This window comes from Candidatus Zixiibacteriota bacterium (assembly GCA_036397555.1).
GTDB lineage: Bacteria > Zixibacteria > MSB-5A5 > WJJR01 > WJJR01 > DATKYL01.
The window spans coordinates 164983-185158 of the sequence record DASWIS010000001.1 but is presented as its reverse complement, the minus strand read 5'-3'; the positions used below and the strand labels follow the sequence as shown (position 1 = coordinate 185158).

Below are 20176 nucleotides of genomic sequence, written 5' to 3'. Positions count from 1 at the left end.
TCGCGCACGACCGTCGGATAGTACCCCGACCTGTAGACGCGCACATCAAATGAGCCGACACCCGGGTCTCCCAGCGCGAATGCACCGCTGCCGTTGGTCGTCCCGGACAATAACACCGATCCTCCGGGGTAGGAGTCCCAGACTTGCACCGTGGCTCCGGACAGCGGCGTCTCCGTACTGGCATTGACGACGCGTCCTGCGACCTGGGCCGACACAGTTGTCACGCCGAGGCAGAACAGACCCAGAGTCAAGGCGCCCCTGAAACACCATCTTCCCTTCGCCTTGTTCACTGTGATCACCTCATTCGGGGATTCGGTGACCGACCGGGCTCTCACAGCGGGTGAGGCGCTGGCGGGCCGAATCACGTTGTTTGAATCCTGTTAAGAACTCATGTCATGACAAGCCCCGTACAGCAACATTGGCCGTACGGGGCCGTCATCAGCATTGATTACTTCAGGAACGTCATCTTCTTCACATCGGACCACTCGGGTGTCTCGATCCGATAGAAGTATATGCCGCTTTGAGCGATGTCGCCCAGATCCGTCCGACCATCCCAAGTCAGGGTATGTGTGCCGGCGGACAAGAAGCCATTCTGCAACATTCGGACCTTCTGGCCCAACACGTTGTAGATCATCAGCTTGACATCGGCATCGTGCTTCAGAGCGAAGCTGATCGCCGTCGACGGGTTGAACGGATTGGGATAGTTCTGATCCAGACGGTAGTCGCCGGGAACTGTGGCGGCCTCGCCGACGACCAGAGCGATCTCGCTGGAACCGCGATCACTCCAACGCGACGAGCCAGACGCCACGGATGCCGCACGACTGTTGACGAAGAACTCGACGACTTCGCCCGGCTGCGCACCCTCGACCTCCGGCGTGCTGGGGTCGTCACCGTAGACGTGCATGAGGAACGCGCCGGAGACTCCGGCCACGACCTCGCCGCAGGCAACGCCATCAGTCGTCCTGGCCGTAATCACGTCACCGGGCTGCAGGCCGGCGAGGGTCGGATCACCGACAGACCAGTAATCGGCAAAGTACATGGAGGGCTGCAACAAACTACCGCCGCCCACAACCTTACCTGTTCCCGGCTCGACGGCATCATTGCACTCGTATCCGCTCAACGGATACACCAGCGTGCCTTCGTCTTCCATGAAGATCCAGTAGCCGAGACACGTGTCCATGCAAAGCAGATCATTGATGTCGCGGCCGCTCTCGAATGTGTGCCAGCCGTCGCAATCGTACCCGAGGACGCGGGTGTAGAGACCATCGATGCTCTGGAGCGCATGCTCCAGATCGTCGTTCTCCATCGGCAGATAACTGACGAAGTTCCAACCCGAGCACAGCCCGATCGGGGTGTTCGCGGGAATCGGAACGCCGGTGATGCAAAGCGTCAGGCCTTCCTCGGTGACCTTCAGACCAAACCCGTGCAACGGATCGATCGAGTTAAGATCGTTGATCGGGCGATCACGTTCCCACGAGAGATCGCCGTCTGCACAAGTCGCGCTCCAAACGCGGGTGAAGTCCGGTTCGATCGAGCTGAACACGTCCGGCAGCGTGGCATCCAACGGGATCACGTTGATCGAGAGCAGATTGAACGGGTAGCACAGATCGCAGCAGATCGTGATCGTGCCGCAGTCGAAGTCGACGTCGTACTGGAAGTTGCCCTGCTGTGTCCACAGACTGTCGGGCATCGCCGGGCACACGCAGTTCAAAAGCAGCGTGATCTTGTCGCCTTCCTCGGCGCCCTCGTCACCCGGAGTCCCGGGGTCATCACCGAGCACGTGAATCAGATACTCGCCCGGATTCTCTACGACCGTGACACCGCAATAGACGCCGTCGGGATCGACCGCGAGGATGACATCACCCGGTACAAGCGGGACACCCTCGAGACGGGCATCGATCGAATAGTAGTCGCAGAAATACGGCCATGCCGGGTTCGGCTGGAAGGGAATCGAATCCAGCTCCACACACAACTCCGTGACGCCGCACTCGACGTCTTCAATCACGTCGCCGCAGTAGCCCTCGGCATAGACGCGGATGTCGTAGATTCCCTCAGCCAGTTCATCGAGGCAGAAGCGGCCGCACTCGTCGGTGCGGGCGCTGTCGACGATCTCGCCGTCGGGGTAGGACGTCCATGCCTGCACGCACGCGTCGAGGATGGCCCCTTCGCAATTGCCGTTAAACACGTCGCAGACCTCGACGACATGCCCGCAGATGCCGGCGCACGGGGGCGGTGGGAGGCACAGCGTGACAATCACGTATCCCGGACTCAGCAGCGCGCAACGGGCATCGACATAGATCGTGTCGACCAGCGTGTCGGGCCCGACCAGCCCGGTCGTATCGACCGACACGCAAATCTGACCGTCGCCGATTCTCAACTCCAGGTATGGGTCGATGTCCAGCCAGGTCGCGTTGTTCCACGCGGTCCAGCACAGTTCGCCGCCGCCGAGGTTGACCACGTTGACATACACCATGGTGTCGGCGTCGGGTGTGCCCATGTCAAACTTCACACCAGTCGGATCGAGCGCGAGGATCGGCGGATTCTCGATCACCAGTTTGATCACAACAGCATCACAACCGAACGCGTCGTCGTCCTTGATCTCGATGCACGGACAGAATATCAGCGTGTCATAGTACTTGCCCGCCGGCAGTCCGCACGGATCGACGCAGATCAGGACCGAATCGGGGGTCGTGCCGCTGTCGGGTTCAATGAGGCTGATCCATGGTGCGGCCTCAAACGCCTCATACCAGTACCAGCAGATCTCGCCGCAGCCGTTGTGCTCGAGATAGACCCACTGACACAACTGATCGGCGAAGTTGCAGTTGATGTTCGTGTCGCACTCACCGACCGGATCGCTCTTCCCATCGCAATTGATCAGGGTGTCGCACTTCCACTCGCCGGTGAAGGTGAAGCAGAGCGTGTCGGGGTTGGCCACGATGTCGCCGATCTCCGGATCGCGGACATCAAGCTTGACCAGCACGGAGTCGCACTCAGGGAAATTGGTCTTGGTGGACGTGGTGGACGTGCAGACCCAGACCCATGCTTCATAATGCCCCGGCTCCAGCGAGTCGACGTCGATATAGACACAGAAGGTGTCGCCTTCAAAGCCGGTTGTCGGTTCGATGCGCAGCCAGTTGTCGCCGTTGAGGAACGCTTCCCACACCCAGCCCTGTTGGTCCTTGAAGAAGCACGGATCGAGCAGACTGACATAGGCGCACATCGGCTCGGGATCGACGCCGCAATCGGCCTCGAAGCAGAGCGAGTCGGGCAGGACATCCCAGCGGAAGGTCTCCTCGATAATGACAACTTTGAAGCGGCAAGTGTCGAAATTGCCGGCGTCGTCTAATGCCCAGCAGACGACTTCCGTCTCACCGACCGGGAAGAACGAGCCGGAGGTGTAGTTGCAGCCGAACTGCGCGCCGCAGTTGTCGTTCACCTCGACCGTGAACTGCACCGTGTCGCCCTGCGGATTGCAGATCGTCTTGTAGATGTCGTCGGGGCACTTGAGCTCCGGCGCCTGGTTATCGATCACCGTGACGGTACGATAGCAGCGCGAGACATTGCCGTTGACATCAATGGCGTCGCAGTAGAAATACCACGTGCCGGGCGACAATTGCTGCGTGCCCAGTCCGCCTTTGTCGTCGTATCCGCAATCGACGCGGTCGATGTCGCAGTTGTCGGTCGCGATCACGCCGTCCGACGGCGCGAAGAAGGCATAGCACTGGTCCGGCTCCGTGTAGATCGTGTCCGCATCCGGGCAGGTAATGACGGGCGGCTCAACGTCGTTGACGATCACGTTGAAACGGCACTCACTTTGGTTGCCATGGATATCGTACGCAGTGCACACGACCGGCGTCACGCCGACCGGGAAGAAGCTGCCCGACGGCGGCACGCAGATGACGGAATCGATCTCGCAGTTATCGGTGGCCGGACGCTCAAAGGTCACAACGGCGCCGCACTGCCCGGAATCATTTTCGACCTGAATATCGATCTGCGGGCAACTGATCTCCGGGGGGATCGTGTCGAGCACCGTGAGCGTGTAACTGCACGAATCTGAGTTGCCGGACTCGTCCACCGCCACACACCAGAACGTGTAGATGCCGGGATTGAGCGTTTCCGGAATGCCTTTGCCCGGGGCCTCGAAGTAGCAATCCACAAAGTCCAGCGCGCAGTTGTCACTGTACGTGGACCAGGCGTAGGCATCCCACTCGACGTAGCATTTGTCGAACTCCACATAAACTGTCGTATCGCCCTTGCACTCGATCGTCGGCGAAATCGTGTCTTCGATGCAGACTCTCATCAGGCACGAGTCCTTGTCGCCCTCGTCATCGGTCACGACGAGCCAGACATCATGGCAGCCCAGTGCGAACGGACCGGGGGGATTCAGCGCCAGATCGACCAATCCGCTGTCGGGGTCAAACGACCCGTTGTCCAGATCGGCGGGCGTGACGGTCACTTCGCAAAGCGTATCAACATAGAAGCTGGTGCTGTCGGCGAGACACTGCGCGACCGGCGGCGCATCCAGCGGCTCCTGCGACACGACCACATCGAAGCAGCAGGAATCCGATTCATTGCCGGCCGCATCGGTCGCAACGCAGCAAACGCGCGTCGCGCCCAATCCAAAAGTCGAACCGGACGGCGGCGTGCAGACGACCGTGCCGCTGTCACAATTATCGTTGATGAAGGCCAGCCACGTCACGACCGTGTCGTCCGTCGTTGGGCCGACCTGGACGAAAATATCGCCGGGGCACTTGGCCTCGGGCGCTTGCGTGTCCTCGATGATCACGTCGAACTGACAACTTGAGGAATTTTCCGACGCATCCCACGCCGTCGCGGTGACGGTCGTCGTGCCGATCGGGAAGAACGATCCGGACGCATGGTCGTATGTGACGCTGTCAATGCCGCAGTTGTCCCGCGCTGAAGCATAGAAGAAAACGCGCGTGGTACAGGCATCCAGATCATTCGGGAGAATCGTATCGGCGGGACACGTGATCGACGGCGGTTCAGTGTCCTCGACAGTCACGTCGAACGAGCATGTGTCGCCGTTGCCCGCGTCGTCCCAGACGGTCGCCGTGACGGTTGTCGTACCGACATTGAAGGATGATCCGGGGGAGATGTCATAAGTCACATTGTTGATGCCGCAGTTGTCGTTGCCTGTCACGTTGTAATTAACGACCGCGCTGCAACTGTCCGGATCGTTCGACACGACGATGTCGGCCGGACACTTGGCGACCGGCGCCTGCGCGTCATTGACGGTCACGTCGAATGAGCAGGTGTCGGCATTGCCCGAGCCGTCCCACACCACGATGGTGACCGTCGTCGTGCCGACCGGGTAAAAGTCGCCGGGAAGGTGTGAGAAGCTGATACTGTCGATGCTGCAATTGTCATTGCCGTCGGCGCTGAAATTGACGATCGCGCCGCAACTGTCGGGGTCGTTACTCACGATGATGTCGGCGGGGCATTTCGCCTCCGGCGGCGTGGTGTCGACGATGCACACTTTCGTCAGGCACGAATCCTTGTCGCCGGCGATGTCGGTCACGACGAGCCAGACATCATGGCAGCCGAGCCCGAACGGGCCGGGAGGATTGAGCGATAGATCGACCGTGATCCCATCAGGATCAAACGAACCGTTGTCGAGGTCGCCCGGAGTGACGGTGGCATTGCAGAGCGAATCGACTTCAAAGTCCAGACTGTCGGCGAGACACACTGCGACCGGCGGGATATTCCCGGCCGGCTCGCAGACGGTGACGGTGCCCTTCGAGAACGCAAGGGGCACCGGCCCGAAGCCGGCATCGACGCCCGTGAGGTGGTTGCCCGGGGTCGTGCACATCGTGTCTACTTCAAAGGTGCCGCACAGCGTGTCCACGTCGAAGGTGTAAACAAACGACGGCGTACCGGACGTGAAATCGTCACCGATTACGTAAGGTGACGCTGTCGCGATTCCGGACCACATAGTCCCGTCCGGGGATGTGTAGAAATCGGTCGCGGTCCCGGCGCTGGTCGCACTGCCCGAGTACGAGGGCAGATTATCGCAGCCGCCCGCGTTGACCTGCTTGACGCCATAGTAAATCTGGGTGACGAAGCCCGCGATGGCGAAGCGTCCGCCTACCACAAAACTGAAATTGCTGCGGTAGAATGCTCCGCCGGTCATGGAGCGGAACTCAAGGGGCAGCACCAATCCAAACAAATCGACGTCGTTTTGCACGTTGACGCCGAGCGTCACTCCGGCATCGCCGGCGTTGACCTGCTTGGATTCCACCTCGACTCTGTCGGCCGCATGCGCCAGCGGCGTGCACAACACGACCAGACAGCACGCACACAGCCAGATGAGAAATCGTTTCATACCCTCAGTCCTCCTTGGGGAGTCAGTTTGCATATGGATTTTCACGCGTTGATTCCGTCGTTGATCGTGATCGCCGAACATGACGCACCGGACGCAAGTTGTGCGCGGCATGAGTTGCTCGGGACCACTCGTCCAACATCTTGTCTCGTCAGCAAGGGGCGCCTGAAAACGTAGCTGCTACGCGGTAGCTGAACTGTCCAACTCGCCTGTTTGCTTGAGCGTGTGTCTCGACGGAAACGGCACTGTCTTCCGCTGTCACTCACCCACTCGGTCACATCAGATGCTGATAAGCACAGGCCTTTCGTTGTCTTCGGGGTGGCAAATCCCGAACGGCGCCCTTGTAGGGAAAAGGCTGGATAGCCAGTCACTATGATACTGCATTTCATCGGGTTGTCAACAGTCATCAACGTATCACTCGATAGAATAGTGTTAAGGAGTCCCGGCAGGCCGGGATGTCCGAATGCTTCGACGCATCCGAAGTGCCAATCTCCGGACAGACCCGTTCGGAACGACCCGCAAGGAAGACTCTGAATAATCGTCCCCGAAACGCATTGCCCGATAATTAGTTAAGAATCCGCCAAAATCTGAGGTCCCCACAGGGCAAATTGGCCGGGCGCCGGGAGAGGTGCAGCGCTTTGCACAATCGCGCCATCGGCGCCGGCCCGTGCGTCTGCACCGGGTCAGAAGTTGAACAGGGCCGACCGCGTCTATCGCGGCGCGGGGGCCCGATCCAGCAGGAGATGTTTGTAGACCAGGCCGGCAATCAGCGCCCCGATAACCGGGCCGATCCAGTAGACAACATGGGCATTCCAGTGGCCCGCGACCAATGCCGGGCCGAAAGCACGCGCCGGATTGACCGCAGCGCCGGTCAGCGGGCCGCCCATAAGGATGTCGAAGATCAGCACGAAGCCGATCGCCAACCCGTACACCCCTCTGGGAGCGCGCTTGTCGACTGCGGTCCCGAAGACGGCGAAAGCCAGGAAGAATGTCAGCACGAGCTCAACGAGGATTCCTGTAGTCAGCGAAACGCCGGCGCCCAGATCGGGCACGCTGAGATGCAGATCAGCGGCGGGAAAACCGGAAAAAATCACCCGCAGCAAAACGGCGGCAATCACCGCTCCCGACAACTGACCGAGGATGTAGCCGACCGCGTTTTTGGCATCGATATTCCCGGTTGCCAGCAGCGACAAGGTCACGGCCGGATTGACGTGCGCGCCGGAAATGTGCCCGGTCGCATACACCATGGTCATCAGCACGACTCCGTGCGCCAGCGCGATGCCGACCAGGCCGAGCGCGCCGCCCGACATTCCATCCATGACCACCGCGCCGCCGCCGACAAACACCAATCCGAAGGCGGCGATCAACTCCGCGACAACAGCCCGTCCGTTCATCGTTTGCCGCTCCGATCGATTCCGTCGCAAGACGGTTTGAAGTTGACTGATTCGCCATCCCGTCTGGCGTCGCCGTGGCTTTGGGATTGACGACGGGATGCGCCGAAAAGAGCCGCCAGCATAATCCCTCCACAGTCTGAAATCAAGACTTGATGCTGGGGATGATCAGCGCAGCGGGTGCACGTGACCGGTCGCAGGCAAGAGCTTCGTCCGGCCGTCGCTGCGTGCTTCCAGGCGTCCGGTGTTGGTGACGGTGCCGATCCTGACGCACTCTGCGCCAAACGACGAGAGCGATGCTTCGACTGCTCGTTGGGACCCGGCATCGGGTGGGGCGGTAAACAGAAGTGCGTAATCCTCGCCGCCGTGCAGCGCAAACTCAAGCGGGTCCAGATCATCCGTCCGGCACCAGTCCCGCAACACGTTGCCGATGGGAATCCGCTCGGTGTCGATGAGGGCGCCGACACCGGATGCCTCGCAAATGTGCCCGAGGTCTGCGGCGAGTCCATCGGATATGTCGATGGCGGCATGCGCCCATTTTGATTCGAGCAAGAGGCGGCCTTCGCGGCAGCGTGCCGTTGGACGGCGGTAGGCCAGCAGGAGGTCCGCCGGCGCCGGGTCTCCCCGGCCGGACGCCAGCGCGTGGACACCCGCCGAGGCGCAACCGAGACGGCCGATCACGAATACCCCGTCGCCGACTTGCGCGGCCGACCGCCAGAGGGCGCGCCGGTCCGGCAGCGTGCCGACTGCGACAATGTGCGCGGAGAATCCCGCCTCGCGCGCACTCACGTTGCCACCCAGCAGCGCAACCCCGCACTCCTCGGCGGCTTCGGCAAACCCCGCCATGAATTCCTGGCGACGGGACTCATCGTATCCGGGACCGACCTCAAATGACAAAAGCGCCCCCCGGGGGCGCGCTCCCATCGCAGCGATGTCGGAGAATCCGATCTGGAAGAGCCGAAATCCCAGTTCGCGATCCGTCAGCCAGCCCGGTCGGAAGTGGACGCCGGAGATTTGCGCATCCACTGACAGCGCCAGGTGCGGACTCGCTGGATCGCCCGGCACCAAAGCAATCAGCGCGGCATCATCGCCGATCCCCAAGTCTCCGGACGGAAGCGGACCGCTTCCGAACCGGCGGGCGAGGCCGCGAATCCAGTCGAATTCGTGCTCCGTCATGGCGAATGATCGCTCCTGGAACCGCCAGGCAGAACATCAAATAAAAAAACAGCGGGATGTTCTCGAAAGAACATCCCGCTGTCACTGCCTATTGCACCGCGGGCGATTGCTCGCGGGGATCATGCATCTACGGACACGGCGTACAGAACACTGTTGCCGGGTTCCCGTTACGGAACGCGACATCGACGAACTTCACGACGTCAAAGACGTTCGTGACGTTCAGGCAGTCGACGTTCGTGTGGGAAACCGGGCAGGCCCCGCCCGCCACCGGCACATCGGTGCCGTTGCGGAAGGCCACGTCGACGGCTTTGACGACGTCGAAGACGTTGGTGACCGTTCCGTTTCCTGCCGGATCAGGCCAGCCGGGGCAGTTGCAGCCCAACCGCTCCTCGGCCCACGTCCACGCTTTCTGCAGGGTCAGGTGCAGACTGGTGACTGCGCCGTCCTGCCCCGCGGGAATGTAGTCGGGATGCGAGAGCGTGTCGGACACGATCCCGACGACATACGACTGCGAGGCCCCCGGCGCCAGCGTCAGCCCGTGATCGAGCTGGAAGTAAGTGAACATGTCCTCGGTCGAGTCGGCGATACCCCAGTTGGGTGAGATCGTGACGCCCGCGCCGCCGTCGAGTTGGGCATAAAGGATTTCGCTCGTCGGACCGCCCTGCGTCTGGTTGATGACGTTAAACTTGACGCCGGCACGAATCGGCACCGGAGCGGTGAAGTTGAAGCTCGCACCGGTGGCGTCGCGTCCCTTCATGTACGAGATGCCGCCGGAGAACTTCTTCGACGTGACCACGTCGGCATGCCCGACCGTATCGAATCCGTACTGATACACGAAATTCGAATCGAGCAATGCATCGCTGCCGGTGTTATCCGAACCCTGCTGGACGTTCTGCTTGTTGCTTTCAACCACGTCGATGTCGTTCCACAGACCGACCAGAATGTTGTTGAGCGTCTGGTTGAAGTTCGGGTGTCCGCCCGGCAACTGATTGGTGCGGTTGCGCACCGTGTACTGGACGATGACGAAGTTCGCCGAATCAGCATGCTGCGGGAAGAACCACTTCGCGTCGACACCGACCAATGAATCCTTCGTGCACATCAACGCGGTCGCGGTCACCTGGCCGGCACCGCTCTCGTACGCGTTCGTGTCAAAAGCCAGGTCGGCCAGGGCACGGTAGCCGCGCTGTCCCGGATCTTCGGGGAATCGGTTGAAGAAACGGTGGAACGCGACCGTATCGGGGTTCTGAGTGCCGTGAGCGACAACCAATGAACCTTCCTCAAATACATAGGAAGAGTCTTTGATGCGCAAGAGACCGCCCTGCGCCGCCGCGGCATAACGTCCGCTGGACTCGACTTCCATCCAGAGAACGCCGGGGCTGGTCACATTCGTGCGCAGAATCTCTTCTTCCGGACAGAAGAAGGAGTTCGCCACGAAGAACGCGACCTCGAAGATGCGGACGGTGTCGGGCTTGGTCTCGTCATTGTGCGACACGCGGACCTCAGCGTTGTACAGGCCCGGCGTCAGGCCGGTGGCGTCCATTTCCACGTCCGCCACTAAATCCGGCGCGCCCACGCCGATGCTGTAGGCGCCCGACGGCACGACCGACAGGAATCCCGACGGATCATTCTGGACGGATACGTTCCCGTTCATCGTCGCATTGCCGATGTTGAGGATCGTCAGGTCTTCATGATTCTGCGTGTTCGGAGCGGCATGGTATTCGCAGTCGTCGTCGGATGTGATGAACGCGGCGAAGTTCGGCGAGCTCAGCGGGCAGACATAGTCCGCGTCGTTGCCGCCGGGGAGATTGAGGTACATCACCCGGTTAATGGTCCAGCCGCTGCCGTCAGCCCACGTCGCCGCTTCCAGATCCTGCAGGTAGATGATGTCGATGCCCGCGGAGCCGCTGATGTCCCGCGCGATCGTCGCCTGCACTTCCGACGCGCAGACCGAGTCGGGATGTGACGACGTGCACTGCGGTGTCTTCGTGTTGGTGATGTTCAGGCCCGGCGACCAGCTATTGCCGTCGTCGCGTGAACCGGTGATGTATATCTCGCCGTTGCAAATGCCGAATTTCGAGAAGTCCTCGGCTTCGGCAACGCTCTCACCGCAATTCTTGGTGTAGGTGACGTAGAGATAGTTGGTGTTGGGATCGCCGTCGCACGTCGCCGATCCGTCGCCGACACCCGCGGTCAGCTTGTTCAAGTTCAGGTGGCCGGCGTAGTTCGCGTCGTTGGTGTAGTAGCCCAGGGCAACCGGACGAATCGCCAGGGTGTTGTCATCCCAGTGGCGGATCGCGATGTCGTCGGAAAGATTCGCCTGACGCTGCTCATCCCAGAAGACGTGCAGCACGTTGTCGTGATCATACAGGACGGAGATGTGTCCCCACGTCTGCGGCCCCGGCGTGATGTTGTCGGAGTAGTCGGTGACATACTCGCGGTTGATATCGCCCAACTCCGCACCGTCGACCCAGCCCAGACCGCCTGTCACCGATTCGCGGTAAACGACATTAAACAGGTTGTTCCACTGCGACTCGTAGTTTTGCGTGAAGACGGCGGCGACCTTGTCGGTCCCGTCGCAGGCGTCGATGACATACGACAGCGCGCCGTTCGTCGAGTCGATGATCACCGGAGCGTTCCATCCGGGATTCTCCTGATCCCAGCGCCAATAGGCCAAATCGCCCGACGGCGAAGCGAAACCAGGGCCGGCCGGGATGGCGCCCATGCCGATCACGTGGAAGAGGTCGGTCGTGTTGTCTTTGGCCAAGCCGTTGTTCTGCGTAATGGCCACATCGGGCCAGAGTGTTTCCGTGACTTCCGGATTGGCCGGAATCAACGGCAACTGCTCGGGGCTTGTAATGACCTCAGCTTCGTCCACAACGAAAATGTGCCACGCCGAGTAGCTTTGATCCTCACCCACATCCGGATACTGATGGAATACAACGTGGGCCTTGCTATCGCTGTCGACGTCCATGCGGGCAAAGCCCGCGCGCGCAAAGTTGCCGAGCCCGATCGACGCACCGTCGAATCCGGGGAGTAATTCGAATCCGGGGGCAGCCAAGACATCCCACGCAGCGTAGTTCACGAAACGATCGGCGTCCGCGATGTCTTCGGGAATCTCATCCCAGTGAATCCACACCATGTGGACAAAGTCTGCTCCGGGATTGCGCGCAATCTGATGCCCCTGGGAGTCATTCGCCTGACTGTCGTACGACGTGTTGGCGATATGCGCCGGGAGCGGGTCTGGGGCCAAGGTGTCCAAATCGAGAAGACTGTTGCCTGAGCCCATTCTCGGGCGGTCGTTGACGATTGAATACGCATTCTCAACCGCCGAGGGATGAAGCATGTCCGGACGCCACCCGCGATCCGGACCGAGGTCCTTGATAATCCGGTATTGGGCGTTGAGCCCATTCTGGCGAAAATGTTCCCAGCGATCGAGAACGCCGTTCTGGCGCAGAATCTGCATCCGGTCGGATTTCTCGGCCTTGTCCCGCGACTCAAAAGCATTCGCGGTACCGGCCAAGACGAGAACCGCCAGGCAGATTGCAGCGCCAACTTTGAGAATCTTCCCCGTCATTCGTGTCTCCTTGCAGAGAGGTGCTGAATCCTTCGTTTCCTGATTCGCCGTCGATGCGACGACGTTCGAGCCACTGCGACACCGGCGCCTCGCAACCGCAGTGCGGAGAGTGCCGGGTCCTGCTGTTGAGGTTTCATTCAACCTGATTAGGCAGCTACCACCTCCTTACAGTAGGCCAAGAATGCCGATTGTTCGCCTGTGAGATCGTTAGTTGAATTCACGTCTGAATCTGCGTGTACGCCACCTCGAAGCGAATCTGTCGCGTTCGCGCAGTACCTGATCGTTAGACTCCAACGCCTGCCGTCTTGCGGTGCCGGGGTGGGACCCGGCCAGGGGCAAAGACTCTTTAGTAAGTGAGGTAACTGAAGCCGGCCACGACGCAATCGGTCTTTTTCCCAATTTCCTGCGTGCTCAATTGCCTCGAAACTCGGCCAACCCAGTCATTAGATTAAGCTTCAAACAGGGGTTGTCAAGCGCATTTTGCCTTTGAGGTGGCAGTTGGCCGGCTGATCGGCCGATAGGCGCTCCACGAGTCGCCGCGGAGGGCTCCCGGATCAGACGCGATTGACGGGAAACGATGCGAGCGAGTGAACGTGCCCTCCCGCGATCTCCGTGCTCTCATAAAGCTCATAGAGAGACCGGGGCCCGAAGCCCAATTATCGCCTAATCCCTTGATGGTCAACATGTTGTCAGATACAAACGGCGCCTCCGTATGGACATCTGTTTGTCACGCAAACAGTTAATCGTGATTTGCGTAACGCTCATGTCTGAAGAGTAAGTCCTCTTCGGGGGCGACTGGTTTCGACGGAGTCACCGACAGGAGGCTTGCCCGCCGAGGTTTCTGGGACCTCGTTAAACCCTCAGAAAAACCATAAACGCAGACGTCTATTCGTATGCGTTGGCTGCCTGACCATTAGGTTAGAGTAGCCCGACGGTACCGGACGCTCCTCCCGCCCGTTGCCGATCGCCGACAAAGGGGGATAGCCGACCGTCACGCCCGAGGACATAGGCGAAACTGAATCGGGCTGGCTGGATCAGCAGTTTGTCGCCTGACGGTTGATCCGGCGAGATAGAAAGAAGCGACTACGCGGGTAGACGGTCTCTTCGAAGGGCTTTCGGACGGGGGTTCGATTCCCCCCGCCTCCATCAAAGCCATCCGTGGTTACAGTGTACGTTCTGCGCGGTGATTCCGGACGCCGGTACGTTGGCATCACTAACAACCTGCCGCGGCGTCTGAATGAGCATCGATCGGCCGGCACGTCGGTGAGCCGAATGCTTGGAGATTTCCGTCTGATCTTTACAGAGGAGTACACCGATCACGCACAGGCACGGATTCGTGAGAAATTCCTGAAGTCCGGTCAGGGCCGTAAGTGGCTGGACGAATGGGAGAATCAGGCGCGGCCCGCCAGCGGCGGGTAAAGCTGCGCCCAAGGGGCTTGTGCGCCTCCGGCGCATTCGATTCCCCCCGCCTCCATCATGCTCATCTCCCTCTCACTCAGCCCCTGGCATCGGGGCATCACGGCGCATCGAGGAACTCGTTGATCAGCTCAGCCGTCAACGCGGGATAATATGCGTCCCCGGACATCGACAATAACTCTCCCAGATAATCTCCATGTCCGCCCGGCAAAACCATGAGCCGTGCACCCGGAATCATGCGTGTCAGGTCAACCGCATGCTCGAGTCGCACAATGTCCTGATCGCCGAGGAGGATCAACGTCGGCGCCCGAACGGAGCGCACCAGACTGTCGGGCACGTCCTGAAAACTGCGCATCCTCGCGGCATCCTTCTCATGCATGGTTTTGAGCTGATCAGGGTCCGGGTTTACCTGCAGAAATGAGTCTTTAAGCGGCTGCGGCATATTAGAGAACTCGGCCCGCGCGATGAACTCCCAGAACTGCGGATCTGCGCCATCCCGCTTCGTGATGGACGACGCAAAGATCAGTTTTCGCACGGCCGGCGCGTGCCGTATGGCAACCTGGAGCGCAATACTGGCACCGTTGCTGAAACCCAGAAGATCGGCCCGTGCGACCTCCAGGTGGCGAAGCAGGGCCGCGACATCGTCCGCAGTGCGCTCAAAGCTCACCGGTCCAACGCGATCAGAGGTGCGACCATGCCCCTGCTCCTCGACTGCGATGACTCGTCCGCGTGAGGCGAAAAAAGGGAGGATCCGGCCAAAGGTCACTTCGATGGTCGACCCGCCCCCGTGGAGCAGGAGGAGAGGGACATCATCTCCGCCGCCGTGTACCTCATAATACATGCGGATGCCGTTGACCGGAGCGTGACCTGATTCGACTGGGCGCGATGTCGAAGCAGTCTTGGTTTCAGCCATTTGGGGAGTGTCTCCGCGCGTGCAGCCAGGGCCGGTCAGCAGCAGGGCGACCGCACAGATGCTGTTGATGCTTCTGCTGTGGGTCATCGCGGGCGCTTGACCCCGTAAGTGACGCCGCCGGAGCGGGGCATTCTATGGCTTGGTCTTTGCTTCCTGATCGCCGCCCTGTTGCCGACCCCGGCGTCGGCGAAAGAAGCGTCGGCGGCCGCGCTTATTGCCGCGGTTAGGTCCCGACTTGTCTGCGTCGGCGGCGGATGTCGGCTGCGCTTTGCTGGTCGGCGCCGACTCTGCTTTCGGCGGCTCTGGCTGCTGCCTTTTGGGCTGTTGCCGCCGACCGCGTCCCTGACGCTGCCGGCGCGACCGTCCGCCCTGCTGGGTTCCCGTCGACGGGAGCCGTTCTCCCGCTTCGTGAAGGAACTCGGTCAGGAATTCGCGCGACAGTCCCGGCAGCCGTTGCGTCATATCGGCCAGCATGGCATCGATGCCATCGGTATCGAATGATCGGATATACTGGCGAAACGATCCGTAAATCTGACGCACGCGCCAGAACGCCTCCGCCCAGGCGATTATGTCCCGGGCACGCGATCCCAGTGTCGCGCTGAAGCGTCCACCGACCGATTGGATCGACGATGCCACTTCCGATTCGCTGAGGTAGGCCAGGCGAAACGCGTTGAAGCCCGACAGCGCGGTGACGACGCGTGGCCAGTACTCGCGCACGGAATCGGCATCGCCGCCGCCGCGCACGATTCGCGCCAACAACAATTCGAAGAATGCCGCATCGGCGCGCGGCTTTTCATCTTCGACGTAGTAGCGGTATGGGGATTCCGGCTCGGCGTCGAGTATCGCGACATCGGAATCGTCGTCAAAGCGGTCGGCGGACGTGTCGCGGACAGTCCTCTGATCTGGCGTCATGCGCTGGATGATACTCCATTGTGTATTGCCACGGCAATGTCGAAGACGGTTGGGTGAGGGGGTTACTATGCACCCCGCAGATTCGCCGCAGACGGCCCTTAGACACCCCAATCGGCGCGCTGCCGGAATCCGGGCGACCGGATTTCGTACAGCAGTGCCTTCGGAGCGCTCAACGCAAGCTGCATGGCGGCGGCGGCGCGCTGACGTTGAAACCCCAGCCGCAGAATCTCTTTCAGTGCGGCCGGCTCAGGCGGTTTTCCCAGCAAGCAGCGCTCGCCGCTTCGAAAATCACCCTGATGCTCATTCCACCAGCCGCGCAGCGCTTCCGGGTCAGGCCAAGGGAGGTCAATGTCCGGATCGATGTCGACCGATTCATCGGCAATATCATCGGTCGGAGCAGGTTCGAATCCATCCGGGGAGTCACCATCCAGGTCGGCGAGCGCGAGATCGACGCCGGTAATGAGCGTGAATGCCTCGCCCGCCACGCGAGCCAGCTCGGGACTCGCCATTCGCTCGAGCAGCCATGGAACCAGCGATGGGTCGCCGATCACTCCGGCGGCGATGACGGCTTGTCGTGCCAGCTCCGGATTTGAAGCAAGCGCACTCTGCCATCGCAACGCCTGGGGCAGAGGCATCGCGCGCAGGGCAACGTCGAGCGCTCGCTGACGACGCACAAAACCCGACTCTGCCAGTTCACGCAGCACATGCAACCCATTGGGTTCTCCCATGCGTACCGCCGACCAGGCGGCCCAGAAGCGGCACATGGCATCGGGATCTTCCAGATGTGAGACCAGCGCAGAGAGGCAATCGGCCCGACCCAACTGACCGGCGGCGCGAAGTGCCGCCGCTCGAAGTGAGCTCTCGTCATCGTCGATGGCCGATGCGAGATCGGCACCGACGTCACGTCGATGGATCGCCATCGCCGCTATACCGATGCGGCGAAGGTCAGGCGTGCGAGCCGACAGGAGTTGCTTGACGCGCTCGGACACGTCGTCGTAATCGAGCCATCCCAGCGCGGAGATCACCCCTGGGATACACTGTCCGGATTGTTGAACGACATCGAGGACTGCGCGCATGCGAGTCATGTCGCCGTTGGCGAATGCGAGGCAGCCGGCGACGAAGACTTCGCCCGGCTCCTCCCAGGCCAGCTCGTTCCGACAGATGTCCCATCCGGCCGCGCCCGCGATGCGCAGGCCGTCGAGATGCGCTTCGACGCGAGTATCCAGCTCCGCCAAATCGCGCAATGTGTAATGAGGGGCGTTCACGGCCGCGCTGCGCAGCAGCCACAAGAACGACGCTTCCTCGGCGTGCTGACTGATGACGGGTGCGACGACACCTGCGTTCATGGCGTCACATCGTTCCAGAGTCGGCCGTCTTCAGTCCAGGCAATGCTCTTGGGGCCAAACGACCACAGAACACCATCGTTAGTGTGTAGATGACGTGTGGTCCATTCGGCTGCCAAGCCGGTGTCGACCGCGTTCACCGAATCATCGGCGGCAAGCACATACAAACCGTCATCACAGGCCAGATAGAGTCTATCGCCGAACCATTCCATCCCCCAGAAATCCTCCGCAGTTGCATCGTGTTCGATAATACGCCAGCGCTCACCGCTGCCGCGCATCAACACGCCCTCCTGTCCACAGATGAAGACAAGGTCGGGACGAATCACCCGCACACGGTGCAGTACGAGATTGGTGGGGCTGTCGAGTTTACGCCACTTCTCGCCGCTCCGTCGCCAGATTTCGCCATTGAATCCGACCGCGTATATGTCATTCTCATCGAGACCGTCGATCGAATTGAAACCCGCGACTGTCATATCTCCGCGTGGCAGGACGGCGCCGTCATCTTGTCGCATCCATCGATTCGGTGCCTCACGACGGTATACCTGACGGCTCATCCCGGCGACGTACAGGTGCGATCCGATGAATTGCAAGTCGCGGATCGGTCCCCGACGGCGCGGGCCATCGTCGCCGGGATCGACTTCCTCTTCACTCATCCCCTTGGAGGTACCAACACTCACGATGCCATCGGGTCCGATTGCAAATACCTGCATTTCCGGCTTCGTAAGCACCCACATGCGTGTCGCCGTCCACTCCAGACGAAAGGACATCCACTGACCCTCGTCGCGCGTCCACTTCATCAGTCGTGACGCAGTGGAGCCCTGATCACGCAATTGATCGACTTGCGCAATGACGCGGGCGGTATTGCGGTCCTGTACAAATCCGGAGAGAAAACTGAACGGTGTCGGTCCGATCTGATTCACTGGTCCTGAACCCCCATCGTCAACGGACGTGTCGGCATCGGTCATACGCTGGAGGACGAGTTTCCAACGCCGCGGATGGCATCGACCGCATCGTCAACCTGCTGTTGCTGTTTCTTGCTCAGTGTTCCGGCAGAACGATTCGGTGCGCCGGGATCGCTCCGCAAGGGCGTGTCATCGTCGAGGCCGCACTCGTCTTTGTGATAGGCATCCAACTGCTTCTTGATGCAGTCCTCGTTGCAGTGAGGAAAGGCGATTTTGTGCGCCTTGGCGCCAGCGTCACGGGCCTCGGAGTATGTCCACTTGGAGACCGCGTTGGCGCGCTTCTTCTTTCCTTTGATCTTTCCGCCGGCATCTTCCCACTCGCAGTTCGGCTCACCCGGTTTGCTGTTGTGCGCGCCTTCCAGTTGACCCTGCACGGCGTGCAGGACTCCATGCGATCCGTCGGCACGCGACTGTGACGCACACACACACGGCGCGGCGTTCTGGTTGTATGACTCCAAATCTTCGAGCGAACCGCCGCGCTCGCCGGTCGGCGAGAAGCAATGGACCTCGACCAAGTGGTGTCCGGTCGTTTCATGCTCGCAACAGGCCTTCTTATCGTCCGACTTCTTTACGAGAACACATTTTTGTGCCTTTCGACACGCCTCCGTGCACTTCGGTGGTCCCTTCTGACCGGCGCACTTTGTCTTGGCTTCGCCGGCATCGCCATCGCACTCGCTGATGTTGGCGATCGCCTGCGTGTCGGCGTACGGCCACGGGCCGGTGTTCGGCGTCGGCGACATGTGGTTGTGCGTGGTCATGTCGAGGTGGCGGCAGGCATTCTGTCCCTCGACTTTGACGTCCATCGACCAACTGACGAAGTAGACTTTGCCCTGAATCTGATGCGTGACCACTCCCATACCCAATGACTTGGTCGCCGCCTCATCGCCGGTGCTTTTCTTGAAGTACGACTTGTTCTTGAGCATGATCTCCTTGCCGGAGATCTTCACGTTTTTGGAGCCGCTGGTCGCATCACTGGCGAATGCCGTATTGGGATACGGAATCGGAACCGGTCCCGCCGGGGGCGAGGGCGGGCTGAGGCAGACATCGGGGAAGCTGCAGATCGACTTGCCCGCCGCCGCTTTGCAGGAAATTTCGCGAGTGTTGGCGAATACCTTGTTCGACATCAACGCGGCTCCCTGTCGGTGCGGTACAGGACAACCGCGGCCCGTCCCGGACCATCGGCGGCGCAGTGGCACAGCAGCCCCGGTCCCGGTGCGTACCCCTTACGCGCGGCCGTCAGCGCAACTCCGAGCGCGCACGGGATAAATGCCGCGCCGACTTCCCCGATGCATTCGGCCGGATGCCACAAGTCGAATTCCTCTTTGCGATCACGCAGCAGCCGGTCCAATGCCAAGGTCGCTTCCTTAAACCCATACTGCGTACCCGACAAATCGGTGATGCGGTAGTCGAGCGAATTCAATGCGACCGACGAATCGGCCAGGGCGGCCCGCAAGGCGGCGACCATGCCTTCGCCACGCAACGGTTCGCCCGAGTCGCGGGTGGCGCGTTCCTCGCCGTAGCCGACGCCCCGGCACTCGAGGTGACAGGTCTTATCCGCGGGAATGCCGATCAGAACCGCGGCCGCTGCTTCACCGGGTATGAAGCCATCGGAGTTTTCCACCGTCTGCAATCGATGCGCCGCACTGGCCGCTGTCAGTGTGTCGGCAGCCAGCATCGTGTCGGCGCCCGCGACGATGCAATGCGTGGCGCGTCGTGACGCCACCAGCGCGCGGGCGCGTTCGAGAGCACGCACACCCCCGACACGACCGTCGTTGATCACGGCGGAGTCGGGATGGCGCGGCCAGCCCAGTGCGGCGTGAACGGAGTCTGCAAAAGTCGCATCCAATCCGTCGAATCGTCCGGGACGGTCGGCTTCGGCAAGGCAGATCAACAGAGCTGTTTTCTTTGGATCCAACCGGGCGAAACCATCCGCACATTCTCTGATCGAAGAGACGGTCATCTGGCGGAGCCGTTCGACACCGCGCACCGGCTCCGCCCACGGTACGGGACAGCCGACGATGAAGTCGCCGTCATACAGAAACCGCGTCTCGGTGTGGCCGGTGATTCCGCTACGGATCGCCGCGCACGATGACGGTGCATCCAGCCCGATCGCCGTCACCATTCCCGTCGCCAGCACCGCCGGTTTCAT

General features: G+C 60.9%; 12 protein-coding genes and 1 other RNA gene. 2 read left to right on the top strand and 11 right to left on the bottom strand.

The annotated features are described in order from the left end of the window. From VGB22_00810 to VGB22_00790, 5 genes are all read right to left on the bottom strand, one after another. Positions 1 to 251: carboxypeptidase regulatory-like domain-containing protein (locus VGB22_00810; protein ID HEX9749817.1), on the bottom strand; the 251-nt coding region annotated here is incomplete at its 3' end. A 197-nt stretch (positions 252 to 448) separates the two neighbouring features. Beyond that, positions 449 to 6343, bottom strand: a complete 5895-nt coding sequence (locus VGB22_00805) for an HYR domain-containing protein (GenBank protein HEX9749816.1) — start codon at positions 6341 to 6343, stop codon at positions 449 to 451. 707 nt (positions 6344 to 7050) lie between these two features. Then, positions 7051 to 7734, bottom strand: coding sequence for an MIP family channel protein (locus VGB22_00800; protein HEX9749815.1), 684 nt, complete (start codon positions 7732 to 7734; stop codon positions 7051 to 7053). A 165-nt stretch (positions 7735 to 7899) separates the two neighbouring features. Continuing rightward, positions 7900 to 8907 (bottom strand): thiamine-phosphate kinase, encoded by a 1008-nt coding sequence (gene thiL / locus VGB22_00795; protein HEX9749814.1) that lies wholly within the window; start codon positions 8905 to 8907, stop codon positions 7900 to 7902. A 127-nt stretch (positions 8908 to 9034) separates the two neighbouring features. Further along, positions 9035 to 12481, bottom strand: coding sequence for a hypothetical protein (locus VGB22_00790; GenBank protein HEX9749813.1), 3447 nt, complete (start codon positions 12479 to 12481; stop codon positions 9035 to 9037). A 787-nt stretch (positions 12482 to 13268) separates the two neighbouring features. Between VGB22_00790 and ssrA the strand changes: the two genes are divergently transcribed. Both ssrA and VGB22_00780 read left to right on the top strand, forming a co-directional pair. After that, positions 13269 to 13630, top strand: a transfer-messenger RNA (tmRNA) gene (gene ssrA, locus VGB22_00785). A 9-nt stretch (positions 13631 to 13639) separates the two neighbouring features. Beyond that, the gene (locus tag VGB22_00780; GenBank protein HEX9749812.1) at positions 13640 to 13900 is read left to right on the top strand and encodes a GIY-YIG nuclease family protein; all 261 of its coding nucleotides are present in this window, start codon (positions 13640 to 13642) and stop codon (positions 13898 to 13900) included. A 97-nt stretch (positions 13901 to 13997) separates the two neighbouring features. Here VGB22_00780 and VGB22_00775 read toward each other — a convergent pair whose 3' ends face one another. From VGB22_00775 to VGB22_00750, 6 genes are all read right to left on the bottom strand, one after another. Continuing rightward, complete coding sequence (locus tag VGB22_00775; protein ID HEX9749811.1) at positions 13998 to 14897, bottom strand: alpha/beta hydrolase; 900 nt, start codon at positions 14895 to 14897, stop codon at positions 13998 to 14000. Between the two features lie 45 nt (positions 14898 to 14942). Continuing rightward, complete coding sequence (locus VGB22_00770; protein HEX9749810.1) at positions 14943 to 15722, bottom strand: hypothetical protein; 780 nt, start codon at positions 15720 to 15722, stop codon at positions 14943 to 14945. Positions 15723 to 15820: 98 nt separating this feature from the next. Beyond that, entirely contained in the window at positions 15821 to 17068 is a 1248-nt protein-coding gene (locus tag VGB22_00765; GenBank protein ID HEX9749809.1) for a TIGR02270 family protein, read from the bottom strand. Beyond that, positions 17065 to 17985, bottom strand: a complete 921-nt coding sequence (locus tag VGB22_00760; protein ID HEX9749808.1) for a hypothetical protein — start codon at positions 17983 to 17985, stop codon at positions 17065 to 17067. Before VGB22_00760 ends, VGB22_00765 begins: the two co-directional genes overlap by 4 nt. Positions 17986 to 18026: 41 nt before the next feature. Continuing rightward, on the bottom strand, positions 18027 to 19151 hold the full coding sequence (locus VGB22_00755) for a PAAR-like domain-containing protein (protein ID HEX9749807.1): 1125 nt from the start codon (positions 19149 to 19151) through the stop codon (positions 18027 to 18029). Further along, a complete protein-coding gene (locus VGB22_00750; protein HEX9749806.1) occupies positions 19151 to 20176 on the bottom strand; it encodes a hypothetical protein in 1026 nt (341 codons plus the stop codon). Before VGB22_00750 ends, VGB22_00755 begins: the two co-directional genes overlap by 1 nt.

Excerpts from the sequence above, each read along its gene's own strand:
- VGB22_00750 (HEX9749806.1), bottom strand. The coding sequence starts at position 20,176 with ATGAAACCGGCGGTGCTGGCGACGGGAATGGTGACGGCGATCGGGCTG.
- VGB22_00770 (HEX9749810.1), bottom strand. The coding sequence starts at position 15,722 with ATGACGCCAGATCAGAGGACTGTCCGCGACACGTCCGCCGACCGCTTT.
- VGB22_00775 (HEX9749811.1), bottom strand. The coding sequence starts at position 14,897 with ATGACCCACAGCAGAAGCATCAACAGCATCTGTGCGGTCGCCCTGCTG.
- VGB22_00790 (HEX9749813.1), bottom strand. The coding sequence starts at position 12,481 with ATGACGGGGAAGATTCTCAAAGTTGGCGCTGCAATCTGCCTGGCGGTT.
- VGB22_00800 (HEX9749815.1), bottom strand. The coding sequence starts at position 7,734 with ATGAACGGACGGGCTGTTGTCGCGGAGTTGATCGCCGCCTTCGGATTG.
- VGB22_00765 (HEX9749809.1), bottom strand. The coding sequence starts at position 17,068 with ATGAACGCAGGTGTCGTCGCACCCGTCATCAGTCAGCACGCCGAGGAA.
- VGB22_00805 (HEX9749816.1), bottom strand. The coding sequence starts at position 6,343 with ATGAAACGATTTCTCATCTGGCTGTGTGCGTGCTGTCTGGTCGTGTTG.
- VGB22_00755 (HEX9749807.1), bottom strand. The coding sequence starts at position 19,151 with ATGTCGAACAAGGTATTCGCCAACACTCGCGAAATTTCCTGCAAAGCG.
- thiL (HEX9749814.1), bottom strand. The coding sequence starts at position 8,907 with ATGACGGAGCACGAATTCGACTGGATTCGCGGCCTCGCCCGCCGGTTC.